Here is a 20,602-nt window from a genome sequence, read left to right as displayed (position 1 = left end):
CATATGAATTGTCATCTATTCTGATCCGTGCTACGGTTGAAATAGAATCCATTATTGAAAGGAAGTGCCAAAATGAACCCACAGTTACCACAAGTGCCCACGAAGTTATTGATTGACGGAAAATGGCTTGAAGGAACAAAAGAGTCGGTTTCGGTTACCAATCCTGCCACGAATGAAGAACTGGTAAAAGTCAGCCAAGGAGGGATCGAAGAAACGAAGCAAGCGATCAATGCCGCCGCGAAAGCCTTCACAGACTGGTCAAAACGTTCGCCTCGAGAACGAGCCGATTTGATGAACAAGATTGCAGATTTAATGGAGCAAGAAAGCGACCGACTGGCAAAGATTATGAGTATGGAACAAGGAAAACCATTAAAGGAAGCGGAGGCAGAAATCCAATCCAACGTTGATAATTTCCGTTGGAATGCTGCTGAAGCACAACGAGTCTATGGTGAAGTGATTCCAGCTCCTGCACACAATCATTGGCTGGTACGCAAAGAAGCCATCGGCGTTGTTGGTGCGATCACACCTTGGAATTTTCCGTCCAATATGATTGCTAGAAAAATTGCGCCTGCTATGGCAGTTGGCTGTACCCTGGTTATGAAACCATCTAAAGAAACACCATTATCAGCATTGGCTTTAGGTGAACTTTTTCAACAAGCGGGCCTTCCTGACGGAGTCGTCAATATCGTCTTAGGGGATTCTTCTGAAATCGGGAAAGAATTGACTGAGAATGAACAAGTCAAAAAAATCACCTTTACCGGCTCCACGAAAGTAGGGATGAAATTATATGAACAAGCTGCACCAACTCTGAAAAAAGTTTCATTGGAGTTAGGCGGCCATGCCCCGTTTCTTGTTTTTGCCGATGCTGATTTAGATTTAGCTGCTGAAAAATTAGTTGCAGCTAAATTCCGTAACAACGGTCAAGTTTGTACGTCACCAAATCGTATTTTTGTCGAAGAATCCGTCAAAGACGCTTTTACTAAAAAACTATTAGCGAAAATGGAAACCGTAACGGTCGGTAATGGTCTTGATAACCCCACCGTTGGTCCTTTGATCAATCAAGCTGGCGTTGAAAAAGTTATCGAACAGCTGGAAGATGCGGTAAACAAAGGGGCTGAAGTCTTATGTGGCGGTACAAAACTTACTGAAGGCGAATATGAGAAAGGCAATTTCTTTGCACCGACAGTCATTGATGACATCACTCCTGACATGACTATTTACTATGAAGAAACCTTTGGACCCGTCATCCCATTGATCTCATTTACGGATCGACAAGCAGTCATCGCTGCGGCAAATGATACGGAATTTGGACTAGCCTCCTACTTCTTTTCAACGAATCTGCAAACAATCTCGGATGTAGCCCAAAACCTCCAATATGGGATGGTTGGAGTCAATGACATCGCGATCTCAAACCCGGCGGCTCCCTTCGGCGGCGTCAAGCATTCTGGCTTTGGTCGTGAAAATGGCAAATATGGTCCCGAAGAATATGTGACTGTCAAATTTATCGCCATTGATGCCCAGTAAGAAAAAAAGTCAGGCGCGTTTGCCTGACTTTTTTTCTTACAAAGCATTTTGTTTTACTAACATTAAGTAAGAATGTATACTTCACTCTATGACAATAGAAAAGGTGGGAATACGATGACAAAATTTCTTGATACGATCAAACAACGCCGTTCAATCTATGGGTTAGGTAAAAATGTTGCTCTTTCCGACACAGAAATCGAAGACATTGTGATAGAAGCAGTGAAAAATAGTCCAACTGCGTTTAACGCACAATCGCCAAGAGCTGTAATTTTATTTGGCGAAGCCCACGAAAAACTGTGGACATTAACAGAGGCTGCGTTAGAACCATTGACACCACCCGAGGCTTTTGAAGCGACAAAACAAAAACTTGCTGGCTTTAAAGCAGGTTACGGAACCGTTTTATTCTTTATTCACACAGATACCGTTAAGAACTTGCAGGACCAATTTGCCCTTTATGCAGAAAACTTCCCGGTTTGGGCGGAACAATCGAATGGGATCGCTCAAGCGAACGCTTGGACCGCTTTAGAAGAAGCTGGATTAGGTGCCAACTTACAGCATTACAACCCTGTCATCGATGACGCTGTTGCAGCTGAATGGTCAATTCCTGAAAATTGGCAATTGCGGGCGCAACTAGTCTTTGGTTCAAAAGAAAGCGAACCGAACGAAAAAGAATTTCTAAGTGATGATGAGCGCTTCCGCGTGTTCCATTAATCCAATGCGCGACCTAAAAAAGACCCTTGATTACGGCCACATACGGCAGCAATCAAGGGTCTTTTAGTCGTTGGTTCCTTGATCATGGTCGACCAGAATATCGATCGGCGTTCCTTCATTCAAGTGCTCCGACAAAAAAACCACTAATTCAGCTAACGGCTGTTTGAATTTCATTAATGGTCCCCGCATCCCTTTTCGAAAATAGTTCATCTTAATAGGCTGCCCTTCCTTTTCTTGAAATAAAACGACCCGATCGATCTCTTGGTACAGTACCCCTTTAATACTCATTGGATGGACAATAATTCGATCAAGGGCTAACCCGCGGCTGTCTAGCACAAAGCTTAAAAAGACAAAACCTGAAACGATTCCTCGCACCTGATTATCCAATTGGTCATCCATCATCAACATGGACCCGATAATCATTACTGAAAAGATCGTAATAGCGATTTTGCTTAGTTTGCGCTCAACAGCAATAAAGTGAATCTCTTTGCGTACCACCAATAAATAGAGGTACAAAACGATCGTAAAGGCACACATCAATAGCGTTAACCCACTCATAAAACTCTCCGTTCTGTTTTCTTTTCCCTATTTTACCAAAAAATGATCTGTTACAAAAGGCTTAGCCTATTTCCTAGGTTTTTTGATATCTATTTTCACCAGAATTCGGTACAATAAGAAAAAAAGGAGGAATTATCATGAATGCATTTTTTGATAAATTACAACGCTATGACTTGCTTCGTGCCGTCGTATATATCGTCTTCGGCTTCATTATCTTGATCGCACCACGATCTGTCTTTAACACGATCGTTTATCTTGTTGCCGGATACATCGCATGTCTAGGGATCGTCAGCTTGTATACGAGCTACAAAGAAAAACAAAAGGGCTATTACAATGTGCAATCGGTCTCTGGTATCTTACTATTGATCGCTGCAGCTGCGATTTTAGTTTTTGCTAAAGGGTTACTTGCTATCGTACCATTTTTCTTGGGAATCATGATCACCATCAGCGGGTGCACCCGCTTAATGGCAAGCTTTAACCAAAAACGCATTGGCTTACCTTACATCACGAGCTTAATCATCAGTCTCTTGATTATTGCTGCTGGACTCGTTCTTGTATTAAATCCATTTGCGACTTGGCTCCTGTTCTTCCAAATTTTTGGTGGTATCTTGATTTTCATGGGGGCATCCGACGCTGTTAACCATTTTCAACGAAAAAGAGCTTAATAAATGAGAATGTTTTAAAATTTCCTTTGAATCTAACATCTACATGTAGACTTTTCCCGCTATTCCTTTTAAAATAGGAGATATCAAACAGTCAGTCCATTGAGAGGCGGGAGGTGCGACATGAAGAAAATCAAGCAAGAAGCAAAACATCCAAATGATGTGCCGGTAATTTTTTTGACCGATGCAACTGGCAAAGTCGTACGAAAAATCTCGATCAATGAGTGGCGTGCGTTAAAAGCGAATCCAGACCAAATCGAAGAACTTGATATCAAATTGTATCGTGAAGCGATCAGTTTCTATCTTCAAGAAGACTATGCGAAAGCAAAAGATCTCTTGCATTTCTTGATCAATAAAACGGACTATAGTCATTACGAATATGTTGAGCGGTTAGCAAATATCTATCGCATCGAAAATCGTCCTGCTAAAGAAAAAGTCCTATTGCTGACTGCTTATCATGCAATCAAACCGTTAGAATCCTCTGAAGGAATTCTAAGAAGGATCGAAAATCGATTACAAAAAATCGATGCCTTTGATTTTCCAACTTCGACACAATTCAGTCATTAAAAAAAGCAGCTATCTTTCGATAGCCGCTTTTTTTATGCTTCTGGCAGTTTACGCAAAAGGCGCAACCCGTTGAACAATACAATCAATGTACTGCCTTCATGGGCAAATACCCCCAACCCAATGTTCATCATGCCGAATAGATTCAAGCCGACTAATAACGCGACGATAAACATGGAGAAGAAAATATTTTGCCAAATGATCCGATCCATCTTCTTCGCTAAGCGATAGGCATATGCAAAACGTGAAAGGTCATTCTTCATGATCACTGCGTCTCCTACTTCAATCGCAACATCTGACCCTTCCCCCATCGCAAAGCCGATGTCTGCTTGAACGAGTGCAGGAGCATCATTGATACCATCACCCACCATGGCGGTTTGTCCGTATGCTTCTTGGAGTGCTCGTACCGCTTCCGCTTTGTTCTCAGGCAAAACATTGGCAGCCACTTGGTCAACCTTTAAGCGCTGACCGATTGCTTCACCAGCAGAGGCACTGTCTCCGGTGATCATAACAGTATGGATACCTTCATTTTTCAAATAATGAATCACAGAAGCTGCCTGTTCGTTCGGCTCATCCATCAATGCGATGATCGCCGTAACCTCTTCGTTGATGGAAAACACGACCATTGTTTTTCCTTGCGCTTCCAATTGACGGTACTGTTGCTCCATCAAACCTGTGAACTGGGTGTTTTCGGTTCTTTTTCCTAATCGATAGGTTTTTGTTCCTGCGACGGCACCTAACCCGGAACCAATCTCGTTTGTGACAGTCAACTGTTCGATTTCTCGTATTTTCTCTGTTTTCTCGAAATAAGTAACGATCGCATCTGCTAATGGGTGGTTGGCTTGCTTTTCCATCGAAACGATGACCGCTGCTGCCTCTGCTCGATCGATCGTATCAGCGAAAACGGCTTCCGTGACTGTAGGTTTTCCGACAGTCAATGTTCCCGTTTTGTCAAAAGCCACCGCTTTGATCTGAGCAAAATTAGTCAAGTAATTGCTCCCTTTAAAAAGAATCCCTTTTTTTGCTAAATTTGAGATCGCCGACAAACTAGCAGGGACAGCGCTTGCCGCTAAAGCACAAGGAGAAGCGGCAATCATCATTACGATCCCACGATAAAAACTTGTATACCAATCCCAACCAAATAGAAACGGTGCAGTCAAAATGAACAAAGGGACTGCAATGAAAACAACTGTTACATAGATTGGTTCGATTTTTTTGATTCGTGTTTCGGTCGGTGATTGATTTGATTGCGCCGCTTCCACCACTGAAAGAATTTTTGCGAAGACTGTTTCAGAGCTGTCTTTCGTGACTTCCATCAAAAATGTGCCGTTTCCATTAATCGTACTCCCATAGACTTCGTCTCCTGTAGTCTTTTCTCGAGGAATACTTTCCCCATTGATCGAGGCTTCATTGATGGCACTCGTTCCAGAAAGAATTACGCCATCTGTTGCTAACTGATCACCAGGCAGCACTTGCAAAATATCCCCTTTTTTTATCTCTGAAGCGGCAATTTTTTTGGTTTTTCCATCTGGACCCATCAAGCGGGCTTCCGTGGGATTCAGTTTGAGAAGATTGGTGATTTCTCTTCGACTTTGTCCCTCGGCGTATTCTTCTAAGAAGTGAGCACCTGCAAAAATCAAAATCAACAAAGCGGCTTCATTAAAATTTCCTATGACCATGGAACCAATCGCTGCCAACAACATCAAAAGATGTACATTCGGTGTGAAGCGCCGATTGGCTCTGGTACTTTTTATGGTATCTTCGATCCCTTCCCAAGAAATGTGATAGCCCGCTAATAAAACCGCTGCAAAATAAAAACCATCTTTCACCCATTGGTTCGGAACAAAAAGTGCCAGTATAAAGAGCAGTAAGCCTGCAAAATAAACGTTACGCGGAAGAGTCCCATGATCGTGAGTATGAGAATTTCCCTCCGTTTTTGTGTGATTATGTTGACAAGTATGTTCAGCCATCATCAAAACCTCCTCTAGTCCATCTAACATATGAACAACCAATCATATTTATACACTTATTATATATGAACAAACAATCATATGTCAACCGAAATAAGTTTTTCTTGTGAAATGTAAGCGTTTTGGGTTTTGTGATTCTTTACGGCATGCTAGAATAAACTTAGGAGAGAAAGGAGTGTTGGTTATGAGAACATTTACTGGCGGTATTTCACTAAGTCCCCCATTAAAAATGTTAAAAGAAAAATTAATGATCGAACAAGATGAAATTCTTACCTTTTCACCCACGATGGTTTTTATCCCTTTAGCACAACATATCGGTGCCCCGGTGGAACCGATCGTTTCCGTTGGCGATTACGTCAAACAAGGGGAAGTGATTGCTGAGACTGATGCGTTTGTATCTGCCAAAATTCATGCATCTGTTTCGGGTAAAATCGTCGACATGGTCGATTGGCCGAATCAAAACAATGAAGAAGGAAAAACCATCATCATTGAAAATGATTATGCTTATCAAAATGATTTTTTGTCTGTCTCCTTCGACTGGCAATCTGCCGCTAACGAAACCATCCTCAACAAAATCCGTCAAGGCGGCATCGCCGGCAAAGGCGGTGCAACGTTTCCCACCCATGTCAAATTCAGTATTGATGAAACAAAAAAAATCCATACTTTGATCTTAAATGGATCTGAATGTGAACCGTTCCTACGCAGTGATGCTTTCTTAATGCAAAAAGAAGCCAAAAAAATCATTCACGGCGCAAAGATCGCCCAAAAATTATTAGCTGGTCCAAAAATTATAATAGGCATCGAAGATGACAAACCAAGAGCCATTTCAGCCATGCAAGCCGCAAGTGCAGAGGATGACACGATAGAAGTCGTTACTGTCCCAACTGTTTATCCAACCGGTGGTGAAAAGCAGTTAGTAGAGTTATTGACCGATCAAGAGGTGCCATTAGGTGGTTTGACTGCCGATATTGGCATCGTCTTGATCAATGTTGCCACCAGCTTTGCCATCGCCGAAGCGGTCTGTTATGACAAACCGTTGATTGAACGCTATACAACCGTTACCGGCGATGTTCAAAATCCCTGCATCGTCAAAAATCCGTTAGGAACACTCGCAGGAGAATTGATCGACTTTGCCGGCGGCTTTCAAGGCGCCCCCAGCAAATTGATTCTTGGTGGACCAATGATGGGAAAATCCGTCAAAACCTTGAAAGTTCCGGTCACCAAAGGCAGCAACGGCATCGTTGTTTTTAATGAAGAAACCGATTGGCTCTATGCCGAAAACCCCTGCATTCGTTGCAATAAATGTGTCGAAGCTTGTCCGATGCGCCTGATGCCGATGGAGATCGATCAGTTTTATCGAGCGGGGGATTATCAAAAATGTGAAGAACTGTTGGCAGAAGCATGTATCAATTGTGGTGCCTGTACCTTCGTCTGCCCAGCCAAACGTTCCTTAGCTGCCAATATCACTGCCGCAAAAGGCAAAGTTGCCCAGCTGCAAAAGGAGGCGAAGGAAAGTGCCTGATTACTACAAGGATTCTGATAGTGAGCGCCTCTTTCAACAGCGGAAAAGTCAAGAAACGCCCCCCAGCCCCCATATTCGTAGCAATGACGAGACCATTAAGATCATGGGGTGTGTGGTACTAGCCCTATTACCAGCAGTTTTATTCTCTGGCTATCTTTTCGGGCTCAAGGTATATGGGTTGTTTTTCATTGCGTTAGCCACGGCGTTTGCCGCCGACGGAATTTGGTCCTACCTCATCAAACGGCCATTTCGTTTCGATCTAAGCATCGTTGTGACGGCATTGCTTTTAACGATGAATCTTCCACCGACCGCACCTTGGTATTTCCCAGTGATCGGGGTGGCGTTTGCCGTGATCATCGTCAAAGAATTTTTTGGCGGTATCGGCTATAACTTTTTAAATCCAGCCCTTGGCGGTCGCGCCCTGTTGATTGGCTTGTTTTATAACCAGATGTTTTTGATCAGTTGGCCAGATCCACCTTTTGGCAGCATTGCTCCTGATGTGGTTTCGCAAGCTACGGCGAACGATGTCGTTTCCGGTGCTACGCCGTTAGCTGTCATGAAGGCCGGGGACACCTTAAGCGGTTCTGAACTAGTGGATGCCTTTTTAGGATTTACCGGGGGGCGAATCGGTGAAACCAGTGCCTTACTTTTACTGTTGGGTGGAATTTTTCTGGTTTACAAGAAAATCATCTCCCCTCGTATCCCATTGATTATCTTTGCGACGATCGGGCTCTTTGCTTTTATCCTTGGTCCAGAAGGACTTTTTACTGGCAGTTGGCAAACGATCATCGGTCATATCATCAGTGGTGGTGCCATGTTGGGTGCCATCTATATGGCGACTGATTATTCTTCGACCCCAGGAACAAAAGCAGGAGAAAATCTTTTTGCCTTAGGCGTTGGCCTCCTCGTTGTGCTCTTCCGTTTCTTTGGTTTTACGAATGAAGGCATGAGCTATGCCATCTTGATCATGAATTGTTTCACCCCACTTATTGATCGCTTCTTACGCCTTCGCATATTAGGGGAAGGAAAAAAGACCCCGTTCAACCTTAAAATTATGAGCTAAATCGCAAAAAAGGAGGGTTCCTTATGATGATCGCCAATCGGCTAGTGGTCTTTCTAGTCATTCTACTCACAAATTACGCCTGTCAAAATTTGGCGCCGACCGTCAAAGAGAAAAAACCGAACGTGACGACACGGGTGGTTTTCCTCTCAGGGATCATTGCGGTCGCTTACTTGTTCAGTGGGTTAAGCTTTTATCTTTTACTTCAAAATCGTTTCGTCTATGGCAATCAAGTGGTCACCAACTTGGTAAGTGCTGCCATCATCGCCTTGATCGCGGCGGGCTTGTGTTTACTGATCGTTCCTGCAAAAAAGCATTTCTTGACGACTGATCTAAAAAAAACGATCCTAGTCAGTGTGCTCTTGCTGACGGTCGCCACTGTGACCCAATTTCCCTATACCGATTATTTAACCAATTTATTTGTTGCTGTAGGCATGTATTTCCTCTTTTCTTGTGCTTTGTCAGGGGTTCATACACGGAATCAAATTGCCGCAATTCCGCCAATTCTAAAAGGTCTCCCACTGGATATCGTAACACTTTTTCTATTTTATCTGAGCTTTTCCTTTCTCAACGGTGTCTTCTTCAACTATTTATTCTAAACAAAAAGCAAGTCCCGCCTTGGCAGCGGAACTTGCTTATTTTTTGCGGAATAACTCTCTGAAGGAACCGATCAAAAAACCAGTTGAAAAAGCATTTTGTGCTTTTTGTTCTTTTTCAGCAGCGATTTTTTGTCGGGTTCGCAGCCCTTTATTGGCATTTTTGGACTTCTTCCCTTCACGGAGTTCTTTCGAAGCCTTTTGAAACTCATTTGAGAAACGATTATACCCAACCATTCCTTTTGCCCCCTTTCTTTTTACATGGTACTTAATAACGAGGATTTACTATAGGAATTGCCTTTCTGATGCAAATCAGGTAACATAACAGACAGAAAGATGATTTACCCTAGGTTTGTCAGAAAGGAAGATTCCATGAACGAAACCCACACTGGATTGTTAGTCAATAGCCGTGTTTTTCAAGAAACGCCAATGATGCTGACAGGTATCCAACTTTTAGAAGACCACAAAATCGTAAATTGTATTATTAAGGATCGCTACTTAGCCAGCTATGTCTTACGCCTTCCATTAAATAAATACCAATTAGAAGTCGAAGGGAAATGGAACAAGCGGGAACAGTTAGTGATCAAGCATATGAAAATCAAGAATATCGATGAGTTTATTAAAATCGTCGGTACGCCAGAATAAGAGGACTCACGAAAAGCAAGTGCAGGCAACTGCCCTTGCTTTTTTTCTGAAAAAAATCCAGCTGATTTTCCTCACTATTCCTCCGAAGTCTATCGCGACATTCTGGTAAACCGATCGATCAAGGCTTTTTGCTCCTCTTTGATACCGATCGCCAACGGTTTGATCATTAATTTGACCGTGGTCGAAGGTGTCTGAATCTGGACTTTTTTATTTACCACACCGCCTAGTTGTAATTTTGTGATCTCATGGATCATAATTGTCTGCATCCCTTTTTCATGAAATTGCAGATCTAACTGAATCAAGTGGATTTTTTCTTCGTCAACCACCACGATAAAATACTTTGGGGTTGGCAGGGCAATCACTTTGGCTTCCTCGGCATAACCAGCCAGTTTTCCATGGAACTTCGCGCGGTAGCTTTCTAAATCATCTTTTTTCACGATCCATTTCATCAAAAGCCACATCCTTCCTTAGATACCTTAAGGATACCTGCAGAAACCGCTTTTGCACAACAATATGCCTGCTTGTTTCCTCACATAGCCCCTTTTATCTCATTTGATCGTCAAAGACTTTTCCTCTAGTCATGGACGTTTTTGCCTGACACTAGCAAACGCAACAAAAAAGCGAAGCGCTTAGTGCCCTTCGCTTTTTTTCTTTGGATAGTAGTGTTGGAAAAGCCGTAGAAAGATCGGTGCTAGTAACAAATAAAAAATGCCATTGCCTACTGCGTGCAGGGCATCAAAGCTCAATCCTTGAAAGTAATAAGCCCAAAAGCTGGGAAACCCATAAAGCTTGACACTGATCCAAGAAATCACAAAGCCATACGCAAAACCTGCAAATACACTATAAATGACTTGTAAATACAACTTTTTCATAAACAGTTTGCTTTTTGATAATAGATACATTCCAAAAATTACGACGGCATAGCTAATCAATTGGGCAATCGTCCATATTCCCATTCCCATGTAAAAATTGGTAATCAGCATCGAGAGCAGACAAACGATCAATCCACGACGAAGACCTAAATGGATGGTTACTAATAAAAAGATCACCGTCATTGGTTGAACATTGGGTAAGGGTTGAAAAAGAGTCCTGCCGACGACGGCCGCTGCCACAAGCAGCCCTAAATAAGCAATTTCTTTTCCAGCAAATGGAAGTGGTTTATTCGAATTTTTCATACGTGAAAACCACTTTATCGTTGTTTCCTAAAAAGGTATCATCCGCCCCAGTTGTAATCATTTCATCATTGATTGTATACGTCCAATAATAGCCAGCTTTTTCATCTTGCGCTAAACCGTCGATGCTGGTGATCATCCCTTGATTTTCTTCCAAGTCAAAGTTGTCTTTCATGATGGTCATCAAAGAAACCCCTTCTTTAAAAGTGACCGTTTTGGTTTCAATCTTCTGGTCTTGCTCTTCACTTTTATTATTGAAGCTGATTTGGGCAGTGCGCTCTTCTGCATTTTGTTGGACTGACGAAGAGTCACTGGAGGAGTTTCCCGCATCCATCGATGGTTTGGCACAACCGGCAAAAACCAGACTAAGTAAAAAAATATAACTAAAGATAACTGTTTTCTTCATAATAATGGCTCCTTTGATTATTTTTACAACACCTTATTGTACTAAAAATAAATAAAAAAGGCGAAATATTTTTGTTCCTCTCTATAGAAAGCATTGTAAAACCATGAGACTATGGGTATACTAGCTTCAATCATTCGTAAGAAGAAATGAAGGAGTGTTGGAAAGATGGATAGAAAAAAAGCGTCCTGTACCACTTTACTAGTAGGAAAAAAAGCATCGATCGACTGCTCGACCATGATTGCCCGTAATGAAGATTCTGGAAGCGGTTCGGAACCGCAAAAATTCGTCGTTATCACTCCAGAACAGCAAGGAAATGAATTTTACGCCGTTTTAAGCGGCTGTCGAATCCGTTTACCTAAGGATCCCTTACGTTATACTTCGACACCTGAAGCAGATGAATCCCAAGGAGTCTGGGCAGCTTCAGGAATCAATGAAGAAAATATCGCCATGACTGCGACAGAAACGATCACAACCAATTCACGCGTTTTGGCTATTGATCCATATGTGGAAGATGGTATCGGGGAAGCTGATTTCGTCAGCATCGTACTGCCTTACATCCATTCCGCTAAAGAAGGTGTTTTGCGCTTAGGGGAACTCTTAGAAACCTATGGTACCTATGAAGCCAACGGGATCGCGTTTTCTGATGCCGAGGAAATTTGGTATATGGAAACCATCGGTGGACATCACTGGGCAGCTGTTCGCCTACCCGATGATGCCTATGTCGTGGCACCCAATCGCTTAAACATTGATCACTTCGATTTCGCCTCAGAAATGACATTGTGTTCGCAGGATCTCGAACAGTTGATTGAAGACTATCAATTAAATCCTGATTTTGAAGGTATCAATCTACGCCATATTTTTGGCAGCTCATCAGAAAAAGATACCCGTTACAATAACCCGCGGGCATGGTACATTCAAAAACACTTTAGCGGAACAGCTGCTGAACCGATCGATCAAGAGCTCCCGTTTGTATGCTACCCAAAACAAAAGCTATCCGTGGAAGATGTAAAATGGGCATTGAGCTCCCACTTCCAAAATACGCCTTTTGACCCTTACGGTACAGGGACCGAGACACAAAAAACACAATTCCGATCGATTGCTCTCAATCGCAACCAGCAAGTCCATATTTTGCAGATCCGCAACCACGTGCCTGCAGCAATCGCTGGCATTCATTGGCTCGCCTTTGGTCCCAATACCTTCAACGGCGTTGTGCCATTTTATGCAGCTATCACTAAGACCCCACTTGGCTATTGCGATACGGCAAAGACCTACGATCCAACAAATAGCTATTGGTTAGGACGCACCTTGGCGTTGATTGGGGACAGCGACTACGATCGCTATAGTGATCTTGCCAACCGTTTTGAAATGGAAACGATGGCGGCTTGTCGCCGCATCCAACAAGAAACTGATTGTAAAGCTTCCGCTGAAAATGAGCCTACTCGTCTGCTTGAAGAAGCCAACGCTGAGATGGCTGAACTGTATTTAAAAAATGCAACAACGTTACTAGGAAAAATGGTGGAGTCTGGCAGTAATAAAATGGCCTTGCGTTTTTCTTTAGCCGATTAGTCAATCGCTGAAAATAAAAGGATTAACAAAAACTTTACATGGAATTGCAGCAATCTAAACATTGCTCTCCTATACTAAAGATACCAATTCGTTTTCTTTTTCCTTGCTGGTACAAATCAAGCAATTGATTTGTACTGGTCCCCCTATGGAAGACCAATTGGTAAAAACCGTTGGGAGGAATGAACATGACTACAAGCATTTATCGGACTGTCACCAACGAAATTGTTAAAGGTGAGATCATCAAGAGCAAGAGTCAGCAAGATATGCTGATCATTCAAGACAAAGAAGGTTATTTCCATGTCGTTGAACCACTCCCCGTTACTACTGCAATGACTCCCCGCACGACGAAAGACTAAAAAAACCACTGGCGATCAGAAAGAATACAGGATCTTTCTGATTGCTCAGTGGGTTCTTTTTGTTAGGTCAAACTCAATGTGAATCGTTTCAAGCCATCAATGAGTTTTTCTCGCGAACAGCCAATGTTTAGGCGCAAAAAATTTCTCCCCTCTTTCCCATAGATTTCCCCTGACATAATCGCAACTTTTCCCTTACGAATCATTCGTTGCTGCAATTCTGCCATCGTTAAACCCATTGCTGTACAATCAATCCACATAAGATACGTGGCTTCACTTTTCGTGACCACGAGTTCTGGGTGATGTTCCTGTAAATAAGCGATCACATAAGCAATGTTACCATCCAGATAGTCATTGAGCTGATCCACCCACTTACTTTCATTATCGTAGGCAGCAATCGTTGCGGTCATGCCAAAAATACTGGTGGAGCTCAACCCATCGGCTTCTTTTAACTGAGTTAAGAAGCGATCACGCAACTTGGAATCAGGAATGATTCCATAAGAATAAATCAACCCTGGAAAATTAAACGTTTTGCTTCCCGAAGTAACAAGGGCTACATTTTTTTGCAACAAATCAATGATTGGTTGATGCCTTTGTCCTTTTCTTACAATGTCCATATGGATCTCATCAGAGATGATAAATACTTCATGGGTTCTCGCCAATTCGATCATTCGTTGCAACTCATCCTTTTGCCAGACTCTCCCAGTTGGGTTATGAGGACTACAGAGGAGAAGAACTTTATTTTCAGGCTGTGCCATCAATCTTGTTAGCTCTTCAAAATCAATGCGGTACGAGTTGGCATCATAGATGAGTGCATTAGGTACGATTTTTCTTTTGTTCTCTTTGATCATTTTATAAAACGCATCATACGCTGGCGTCTGAATAATGATCCCATCTCCTGGATCACTGAGTAGGGTGACGAGCTGTTTAACGCTATACATAACGGAAGGACTATAGACCAGCCAATCGCTTTTGATCATGCTGTTAAAACGTTCAGAATACCATTTGCAGACCGCTTGCTTGAATTCATTATGATTCCAACGTGTATACCCAAAAACCGGGTGTTGCATTCGCTTGATAAGTGCCGCTTCAACTGCAGCTGGCACCTTGAAATCCGTATCGGAAATCGTAAATGGCAACAAGTTTTTTTCACCAAAACGGTCTTCAACATAATCCCACTGAGTACACTGGGTTCCTTTACGATTGATTGGTTCATCAAAAAACATTTTCTTCACTCCTACTACTTGACAATTTTGCTAAAGAATCGCATCAAGTTGATTTCTGACTGTTGTTACTTTCGTTCCAATGATTACTTGAACGTTAGTATCATCTAAGTGAACGACTCCAAGCGCACCTAGTTTTTTTAACCGTTCATCATCAACCAGTGAACCATCAGTTAACACCAGGCGTAGCCGTGTAATGCAATTGTCCAAAGAGTCAATATTACTTGCTCCCCCTAAAGCTGCCAAAATGCCATGGGCATCATAGCCACTTTTTCCAGAATACGTCTTTTCATCTTCCATCTCATTCTGTTGCTCGTTGTTGTCTTCTCGGCCAGGTGTTTTCAAATTCTTACGAAGGATCACTGTTTTAAAAACAATGTAATACAGGGCAAACCAGCAAGCTCCTACGATCAGAACGAGCCACCATTTTGTATATGCGCCTTGCATCACGCCAAAGATAAGAAAATCAAGCACGCCCCCATCGGTATTTCCAATCGTGACACCCAATAGACTCATTACCATAAATCCAGCACCTGTCATGATTACATGAAAAATCCATAATAAAGGGCTGATGAATAAGAATAAGAATTCGATTGGTTCAGTAATTCCTGTCACAAAAGTTGCAATGACGCCTGAAATCAATAAGCCTTTTATTTTTGAACGATTCTCAGGTTTTGCCGTCTGGTACATAGCTAATGCTGCTGCCGGTAAACCAAACATAAAGGTTGGCATCTTCCCTTGAGACAAGAACGCCGTTGCACTTGGTGAGATACTTAAGCCGTTTTGTAATTCCGCATAAAAAATATTCAACGCCCCAAAGACTTGCTGACCATCGATCAGCTGACTTCCCCCTGCTTCGGTAAAACGAATCATGGAAACCAAAATATGGTGTAACCCAAATGGCAGTAATAAGCGTTCACCTGAACCAAATAAGAACGGACCGAATGGACCAGCTTGTTGAATTAAATGTCCGATTCCTGTGATGATCATAGCAAACAACGGCCAAATCATCGGAATGATCACCCCAACCACAGCTAAAGTAAGCGAGGTGATGATTGGAACAAAACGTGCTCCTGAAAAGAATGCAAAACTATCTGGCAATTGAAAATGGTAAAAGCGCATATGCAATTTATAAACGATCAATCCTGCGATAATACCACCTAGAACTCCCATTGATAATGTTTGAATGCCAAAAACGATCTCTTGTCCTGCTTCTCGTAGTTGATCTGCAGTAGCTAATTGATTCGTTTCTTGTAAATAAAAATTGATGGATAAATGCATCACGACATAGCCCACAAAGCCTGAAAATGCCGCAACTCCCTTCTCTTTTCTTGCTAGACCTAAAGGAATCGCCATCGCAAACATGACGGGTAAGTAACTAAAGGCAAACCCACCGATCGTTGACATGAAACGAAAAACCACTTGGAGCCAAGGGGCACCTAAAAACGGGAAAACATCGATCGTTGAAGAAGATGAAAATGAACTACCAATCCCTAAAAATAAACCCATGAATGCGAGTAAAGCGACTGGCAACATAAATGTTTTCCCAAGTCCTTGAAAAATTTCCATCCAGCTTGCTTTCTTCCCTTTTTGCATATCATTTCCTCCTAACACTTTTGTCTCTTAAAATGTAAACGATATCAAGAAGGCTTACAATACAGTTACCAAAACAAGAATGACCATTCACAAAATGGAATGGTCATTCAGGATCAAGTACTTCTTCGATTTGATTGGCGTATTGAATAATTAAAATATCCAGTAACGCTGCTAAAGAGATCCGTGGGCTCAAATCGACTTCATGATGATAAATCGCTGTCATTTCAACAGGAAAAGAGAAGGTGGCAAGCTTCTCCAACGTGCTTTTTGGTTGACCAATACAGGCTAAAATTGGCACACCTCTTTGTTTCAACCGGTTAGCATAATTTAGCATCCCGATCGTTTCCCCACTATGACTAACAAAAATAGCGATATCTTTTTTTGATAGTTGATTAGCGATGGTTGTCAATTCATCCCAATCCGTTGAAGCGCCAACCGTTTTTCCTAAAAACCGCAACTTTCGACTCGCAGATAATGCAACCGGCGCACTTTGCCCTAAAGCAAAAAATTCGATTCGTTGTGCTTGCTGAAGCATTTCCACGGCACGCTGAAAGTCGGCTTCTTCGATCATTGATAAGGATGTCGTCAGCTGGTCAATCATTTGCTTGATCAGTGGGGATAAACCAAGAGAAGCTTGAGTAGATGATTTTCTTTCAAGAGTTTGATAATTCTTCAGTGAAAATTTGAATTCTTGAAAACCGGTAAAGCCAAGTTTTTTTGCCATTCGGCTGATCGTCGCTTGACTGGTGTACGTTTGGGAAGCTAACTCATCGGCCGTCATTTCTGAAACTTTCTCGGGTGCCCTTAAACAATAGTTAAGGACCGTTCTTTCTACTCGGTTCAGCTCTGGAATTTTGTATTGGATTCGTTTATATAAATGATTCATCACCTGCTTCTCCTCTCTACTATTGCTTCATTCTTCCGTCTCCACTATGCTTCATTTACTCATTATACCTTCCCTCAACAAAAGTACAAACTGATGATGAATGGCTTGAAATAAAAAAAAGGACTCACCCTTTGATGAGTGAGCCATCTTTGTTATTGTCTCTGCATCGGTCATCTGTAGACAGTCACTTCAGTAAACTCTTGCCCGTTGCCGTAATCATTTTCTTGCGTATGACGCTTTCCATCAATTCGTTGTTTGCAACTGGCAAGTCCATTTTCGACATAGTTCACTGTATTTGCAACGATCCTTATTATAGTTGCTAGACCTTTCATCAAGGGATCATTTGATTCCATCCTCTATTCCCCCATTTCTATCACGCTTAAGCCGCTACTGGCTTTTTCTTATAACAAGTATAAAAGAAGTACCTTAAACAAAACTAAAAGAGAAGAACTTAGACAAAAAGAAAAGCAGACTAGTTTCTCTTTTTGGTAAAATATGGTACATGTAATAGGAAAGGATGATCAGTCTCATGATAAAAACTTTAGTGGTAGCCAGCCATCCGGATTTCCACAATTCGCTTTCCCAACGATTCTTTAGTGAAAGTGCCAAGCTTCCTAACGTCACCATGCATTTTCTTGATGGTCTTTCCGATTTTTCTCTTGCCGATGAACGGATGCTGCTGCAAATATGCGATCGTTTGGTTTTACAATTCCCCTTATATTGGTACAGCGTTCCAGCAAAAATGAAAGATTGGATTGATACGGTTTGGGAAAAATGCGCTCCTGCATTGGCGGGCAAGGAAATCAGTTTCGCCGTTTCTACTGGCGTTGCCGCCAAAGAATTTCAGCTAGGTGGCCGAGAAAATACGACCTTCAATGAAATTTTACACCCACTGGTACTTATGGCAAAAAAACACCAAATGACGGTACTCCCCATCATTGTCCTCGATCAACTGATGTATAAAACAGAGCAAGAGAAACGAGCCTTTGTCATTGCCTATCAACAATTGTTATCAATGCCGGCTCCCTTTACATTTGATCAAAAGCAACAATGGTTTAGCGAGAAACTGGCGCATTTGGTTTCTGAAAAACCGCAGCTTGCTCCTTTGCTATCACTGCTGCAGGAAAACCATGAAACGTTGACCGAATTAGAAGATGCTTTAACTGAATTGGAGGTGCTGTGATGGATCACGAATGGCTAAAGCCACTGATAGAGCAGTCAATAAAAGAAACAGCTGACTATCACGAAAAAGCATTTTTGCAAGAACTAGAGAAGTTGCTTCATCAGCAAGAAATTCGAATCGAATTGAAACAAGGAGAACTTGACGGAAAATTGTGGAATCCTAGTGAATGGTAAAATCTGCACTTGTATCCAAGAAAAAAACTTTGGTTCACCTAGCCATAAAACATGCTGGGTGGGCCAAAGTTTTTTGCATCGTTTCTTTTGCTTGTTAACTAGGATTCGCACGTACTCTTTGTAGCAGCGATATAGGCTGCTTGCAAACGTTTCGTGATCGAACCCAAAGTGCCATTGCCAACTGATTTCCCATCTACATTGACGATAGGGACAATTTCCCAGACAGAATTGGTCAAAAAACACTCTTGCACGTTGCTTAGTGCATCAACAGGGACAGGTTCTTCTCGATAAGCAATTTCTAATTGCTGACACAACTGTAGCACCTTCATTTTCGTGATACCTGGTAGTACTAAGCGTCCATCGGGATGCGTATAGACGATACCATCAATGACAAACCAGAGATTTGATGCTGAAGCTTCCGTGAAAAAGCCATCTCGTTGAAGGAGTGCATCATCGAACCCCGCTTCGATCGCTTGATCTAACGCTAACAGATTCCCTAACAAGCTCAATGATTTGATATCACAATGCAACCACCGCTCATCTGGAAGAACAGTCGCAGATAGCCCTGCATGCTGCATTTCCTGAGGTCGTTCAAAGGGGATCACATTTGCGGTTACGACTCCTTTGACTGCTCCAGCAGACGGAAACTCGTGATTGCGGGGAGAGGTGATTCCTCTGGTGATTTGAAGATAGATCTCTCCTTCTGTGATTCCTTCGGTTTTAACCAGTAACTTAAGGTTTTCAGTTAATTGGGAAATCGTATAAGGCAACGTCAGCTTAATTTTTTGCGCACTACTTTCTAAGCGAGTCATATGTTCCCCTAACATAAAGCAGCGACCATTATAGATTCGAATCACTTCATAGATTCCGTCACCATACTGATACCCGCGATCTTCAATGTCAATTTTCACCGCTTCTCGATCAACGATTTGATCATTCCATAAAACCTTCATTTCCTCACTCCTATCGTCCTTCTCGTTTCAATAAGTATAGCATTTGTCTTGAAGCCATGCTACGTAGTGCTTAAAAACAAAAAAACCTGCTGATGGAGATCGCTCCAACAGCAAGGTAGAACATTTTCGTTATTATGAATCCTTATCAATTACAGATCGTTCTAATTTCCGCTCCTGAAAAAAGCGCAACAATGTACCAGACATTGCCATCACGATCGAATACACTGGCAGTGCCACGATCATGCCCACAAATCCAAGCAAGTTGCCAGCGATCAATAATAAAAACACCGCAATGATTGGATGGATATGCAATACTTTTTTCATTACTAATGGTGAAACAAGATACGATTCACCTAACTGAATGATCGTGATTCCGACAATCAGAAAAATAGCTGTTCGAATATCTTGACTTAACGCAAATAAAAAGGCTGGTGCCGCTCCGATAAAGGGACCAAAATAAGGAATAATGTCCAGAACACCACAAATCAAGCCTAAAAGCAACGCATTCTGCAAACCTAGCAAAGAAAAAATCAAATAGCTAGAAACTGCAACGTAAGAACAAACCAACAATTTCCCACCAATGTACGCTGACGCTGCTTGATGGAAATCACTACAAAGTTGTCGCATTAAGCCTTGATAGTTTTTCGGTGTCTTACTTGCCAAAAAATCAGGAACTTTCTCACCGTCTTTAAACATATACACTAATAACAGTGGGATCGTAAACAAGACGATCGCTGAATGAGAAACGATGGAGATCAAACTCGTCAGACTATTGGTTGCCCCGGTAATAAACTGTAAGGCAAAGTTGCTAGCTTGGGAAATATCAATCGAATCAATAAAAGGACCAAATAATTCTTCTAAATAAGAATGATCAATAGTATCGATCACCAAATTGATGATGATGGGAATTTGATTGATAAAACGCCCCATCTCATAGGCTAATGCTGGTCCAATCACCTGAATGATCAAATAAGCTGCAAAAACGATCAACAACAGTGTCGCATACAGCGCAATGCTTTTCTTTTTCGTCCTTCTTTTTACCCAATTAAAGAAAGGTAAAAAGATGTAAAAAATAAAAATCGAGATCAATACTGGTAAAAAGACACTAGAGAAGATGGCTTCCAGTGGTCGAAAGACAAACAGTATATTTGAATAGATCCAGACCGCGATCCCTAAGAGACAGACAATCACTAGACCTGCAAAAATTTTTGATTTTTTAAGAAACTCCAATAATAAATCCTCCTGATTCTAGAAAATAATTCAACTTCTTTCAGTTTAG

Annotated in this window: 24 protein-coding genes; 12 read left to right on the top strand and 12 right to left on the bottom strand. The window is 41.9% G+C overall.

Features of this window, described 5'->3' with window-relative positions; translation table 11 throughout:
* The first annotated feature begins 72 nt into the window (after window positions 1-72).
* Together IGI78_RS07830 and IGI78_RS07825 are read left to right on the top strand one after the other, a co-directional pair.
* Window positions 73-1,524, top strand: coding sequence for an NAD-dependent succinate-semialdehyde dehydrogenase (locus IGI78_RS07830; RefSeq protein ID WP_349702306.1), 1,452 nt, complete (start codon window positions 73-75; stop codon window positions 1,522-1,524).
* Window positions 1,525-1,638: 114 nt separating this feature from the next.
* A complete protein-coding gene (locus IGI78_RS07825; protein ID WP_195265151.1) occupies window positions 1,639-2,235 on the top strand; it encodes a nitroreductase family protein in 597 nt (198 codons plus the stop codon).
* 63 nt (window positions 2,236-2,298) lie between these two features.
* On the opposite strand, the gene IGI78_RS07820 is transcribed toward IGI78_RS07825, so the two are convergent.
* Entirely contained in the window at window positions 2,299-2,793 is a 495-nt protein-coding gene (locus tag IGI78_RS07820) for a hypothetical protein (protein ID WP_195265153.1), read from the bottom strand.
* A 137-nt stretch (window positions 2,794-2,930) separates the two neighbouring features.
* Here IGI78_RS07820 and IGI78_RS07815 point away from each other — a divergent pair, with 137 nt between their 5' ends.
* A complete protein-coding gene (locus IGI78_RS07815) occupies window positions 2,931-3,458 on the top strand; it encodes an HdeD family acid-resistance protein (RefSeq protein ID WP_369907636.1) in 528 nt (175 codons plus the stop codon).
* 120 nt (window positions 3,459-3,578) lie between these two features.
* Window positions 3,579-4,022 carry a hypothetical protein gene (locus IGI78_RS07810; RefSeq protein WP_077453448.1) on the top strand — a complete coding sequence of 148 codons (444 nt, stop codon included), beginning with the start codon at window positions 3,579-3,581 and terminating at the stop codon, window positions 4,020-4,022.
* Window positions 4,023-4,054: 32 nt separating this feature from the next.
* On the opposite strand, the gene IGI78_RS07805 is transcribed toward IGI78_RS07810, so the two are convergent.
* Window positions 4,055-5,989 carry a heavy metal translocating P-type ATPase gene (locus IGI78_RS07805; protein WP_369907635.1) on the bottom strand — a complete coding sequence of 645 codons (1,935 nt, stop codon included), beginning with the start codon at window positions 5,987-5,989 and terminating at the stop codon, window positions 4,055-4,057.
* 184 nt (window positions 5,990-6,173) lie between these two features.
* On the opposite strand from IGI78_RS07805, the gene rsxC reads away from it, so the two are divergent.
* From rsxC to IGI78_RS07790, 3 genes are read left to right on the top strand one after another with little or no spacing between them, the layout of a single operon-like run.
* Window positions 6,174-7,511 (top strand): electron transport complex subunit RsxC, encoded by a 1,338-nt coding sequence (gene rsxC / locus IGI78_RS07800; protein WP_195265160.1) that lies wholly within the window; start codon window positions 6,174-6,176, stop codon window positions 7,509-7,511.
* Window positions 7,504-8,574, top strand: coding sequence for an RnfABCDGE type electron transport complex subunit D (locus IGI78_RS07795; RefSeq protein WP_195265161.1), 1,071 nt, complete (start codon window positions 7,504-7,506; stop codon window positions 8,572-8,574). Before rsxC ends, IGI78_RS07795 begins: the two co-directional genes overlap by 8 nt.
* Before the next feature lie 23 nt (window positions 8,575-8,597).
* A complete protein-coding gene (locus IGI78_RS07790) occupies window positions 8,598-9,170 on the top strand; it encodes a hypothetical protein (protein WP_081118713.1) in 573 nt (190 codons plus the stop codon).
* A gap of 36 nt (window positions 9,171-9,206) precedes the next feature.
* Here the strand turns inward: IGI78_RS07790 and IGI78_RS07785 are convergent, their stop codons facing one another.
* Window positions 9,207-9,404 (bottom strand): hypothetical protein, encoded by a 198-nt coding sequence (locus tag IGI78_RS07785; RefSeq protein WP_005236143.1) that lies wholly within the window; start codon window positions 9,402-9,404, stop codon window positions 9,207-9,209.
* 135 nt (window positions 9,405-9,539) lie between these two features.
* Between IGI78_RS07785 and IGI78_RS07780 the strand changes: the two genes are divergently transcribed.
* The gene (locus IGI78_RS07780; protein ID WP_005226206.1) at window positions 9,540-9,812 is read left to right on the top strand and encodes a hypothetical protein; all 273 of its coding nucleotides are present in this window, start codon (window positions 9,540-9,542) and stop codon (window positions 9,810-9,812) included.
* 89 nt (window positions 9,813-9,901) lie between these two features.
* On the opposite strand, the gene IGI78_RS07775 is transcribed toward IGI78_RS07780, so the two are convergent.
* The 3 genes from IGI78_RS07775 to IGI78_RS07765 form a co-directional block, all read right to left on the bottom strand.
* Window positions 9,902-10,273, bottom strand: a complete 372-nt coding sequence (locus IGI78_RS07775) for a hypothetical protein (RefSeq protein WP_077453452.1) — start codon at window positions 10,271-10,273, stop codon at window positions 9,902-9,904.
* Between the two features lie 168 nt (window positions 10,274-10,441).
* A complete protein-coding gene (locus IGI78_RS07770) occupies window positions 10,442-10,987 on the bottom strand; it encodes an ECF transporter S component (RefSeq protein ID WP_081118714.1) in 546 nt (181 codons plus the stop codon).
* Entirely contained in the window at window positions 10,971-11,390 is a 420-nt protein-coding gene (locus IGI78_RS07765; RefSeq protein ID WP_195265162.1) for a DUF4430 domain-containing protein, read from the bottom strand. Before IGI78_RS07765 ends, IGI78_RS07770 begins: the two co-directional genes overlap by 17 nt.
* Before the next feature lie 165 nt (window positions 11,391-11,555).
* Here IGI78_RS07765 and IGI78_RS07760 point away from each other — a divergent pair, with 165 nt between their 5' ends.
* The gene (locus IGI78_RS07760; RefSeq protein WP_195265163.1) at window positions 11,556-12,956 is read left to right on the top strand and encodes a C69 family dipeptidase; all 1,401 of its coding nucleotides are present in this window, start codon (window positions 11,556-11,558) and stop codon (window positions 12,954-12,956) included.
* A gap of 185 nt (window positions 12,957-13,141) precedes the next feature.
* The gene (locus IGI78_RS07755) at window positions 13,142-13,312 is read left to right on the top strand and encodes an aldo/keto reductase (RefSeq protein ID WP_081118717.1); all 171 of its coding nucleotides are present in this window, start codon (window positions 13,142-13,144) and stop codon (window positions 13,310-13,312) included.
* Window positions 13,313-13,374: 62 nt separating this feature from the next.
* Here IGI78_RS07755 and IGI78_RS07750 read toward each other — a convergent pair whose 3' ends face one another.
* The 4 genes from IGI78_RS07750 to IGI78_RS07735 all read right to left on the bottom strand — a co-directional run bounded on the left by IGI78_RS07750 (window position 13,375) and on the right by IGI78_RS07735 (window position 17,367).
* The gene (locus IGI78_RS07750; RefSeq protein ID WP_195265164.1) at window positions 13,375-14,535 is read right to left on the bottom strand and encodes a MalY/PatB family protein; all 1,161 of its coding nucleotides are present in this window, start codon (window positions 14,533-14,535) and stop codon (window positions 13,375-13,377) included.
* 30 nt (window positions 14,536-14,565) lie between these two features.
* Entirely contained in the window at window positions 14,566-16,128 is a 1,563-nt protein-coding gene (malX, locus tag IGI78_RS07745) for a maltose/glucose-specific PTS transporter subunit IIBC (protein WP_195265165.1), read from the bottom strand.
* A gap of 103 nt (window positions 16,129-16,231) precedes the next feature.
* Window positions 16,232-17,014, bottom strand: a complete 783-nt coding sequence (locus IGI78_RS07740) for a MurR/RpiR family transcriptional regulator (protein WP_195265166.1) — start codon at window positions 17,012-17,014, stop codon at window positions 16,232-16,234.
* Window positions 17,015-17,184: 170 nt separating this feature from the next.
* Window positions 17,185-17,367: a hypothetical protein gene (locus IGI78_RS07735; protein ID WP_077453460.1), complete on the bottom strand. Its 183-nt coding sequence runs from the start codon at window positions 17,365-17,367 to the stop codon at window positions 17,185-17,187.
* Window positions 17,368-17,531: 164 nt separating this feature from the next.
* On the opposite strand from IGI78_RS07735, the gene IGI78_RS07730 reads away from it, so the two are divergent.
* Window positions 17,532-18,197, top strand: coding sequence for an NAD(P)H-dependent oxidoreductase (locus tag IGI78_RS07730; RefSeq protein WP_140965579.1), 666 nt, complete (start codon window positions 17,532-17,534; stop codon window positions 18,195-18,197).
* Complete coding sequence (locus IGI78_RS07725) at window positions 18,197-18,370, top strand: hypothetical protein (RefSeq protein WP_005236169.1); 174 nt, start codon at window positions 18,197-18,199, stop codon at window positions 18,368-18,370. Before IGI78_RS07730 ends, IGI78_RS07725 begins: the two co-directional genes overlap by 1 nt.
* 98 nt (window positions 18,371-18,468) lie before the next feature.
* Here the strand turns inward: IGI78_RS07725 and dat are convergent, their stop codons facing one another.
* Window positions 18,469-19,323 (bottom strand): D-amino-acid transaminase, encoded by an 855-nt coding sequence (gene dat, locus IGI78_RS07720; protein WP_140965578.1) that lies wholly within the window; start codon window positions 19,321-19,323, stop codon window positions 18,469-18,471.
* Window positions 19,324-19,455: 132 nt separating this feature from the next.
* On the bottom strand, window positions 19,456-20,553 hold the full coding sequence (locus tag IGI78_RS07715) for an AI-2E family transporter (protein ID WP_195265167.1): 1,098 nt from the start codon (window positions 20,551-20,553) through the stop codon (window positions 19,456-19,458).
* Window positions 20,554-20,602 lie beyond the last annotated feature (49 nt).

Origin of the sequence: Enterococcus sp. DIV1767, assembly GCF_050542585.1 — a bacterium.
GTDB lineage: Bacteria > Bacillota > Bacilli > Lactobacillales > Enterococcaceae > Enterococcus_D > Enterococcus_D innesii.
Note: the sequence above shows the minus strand (reverse complement) of the source record. Positions and strands in the feature narration are given on the sequence as shown.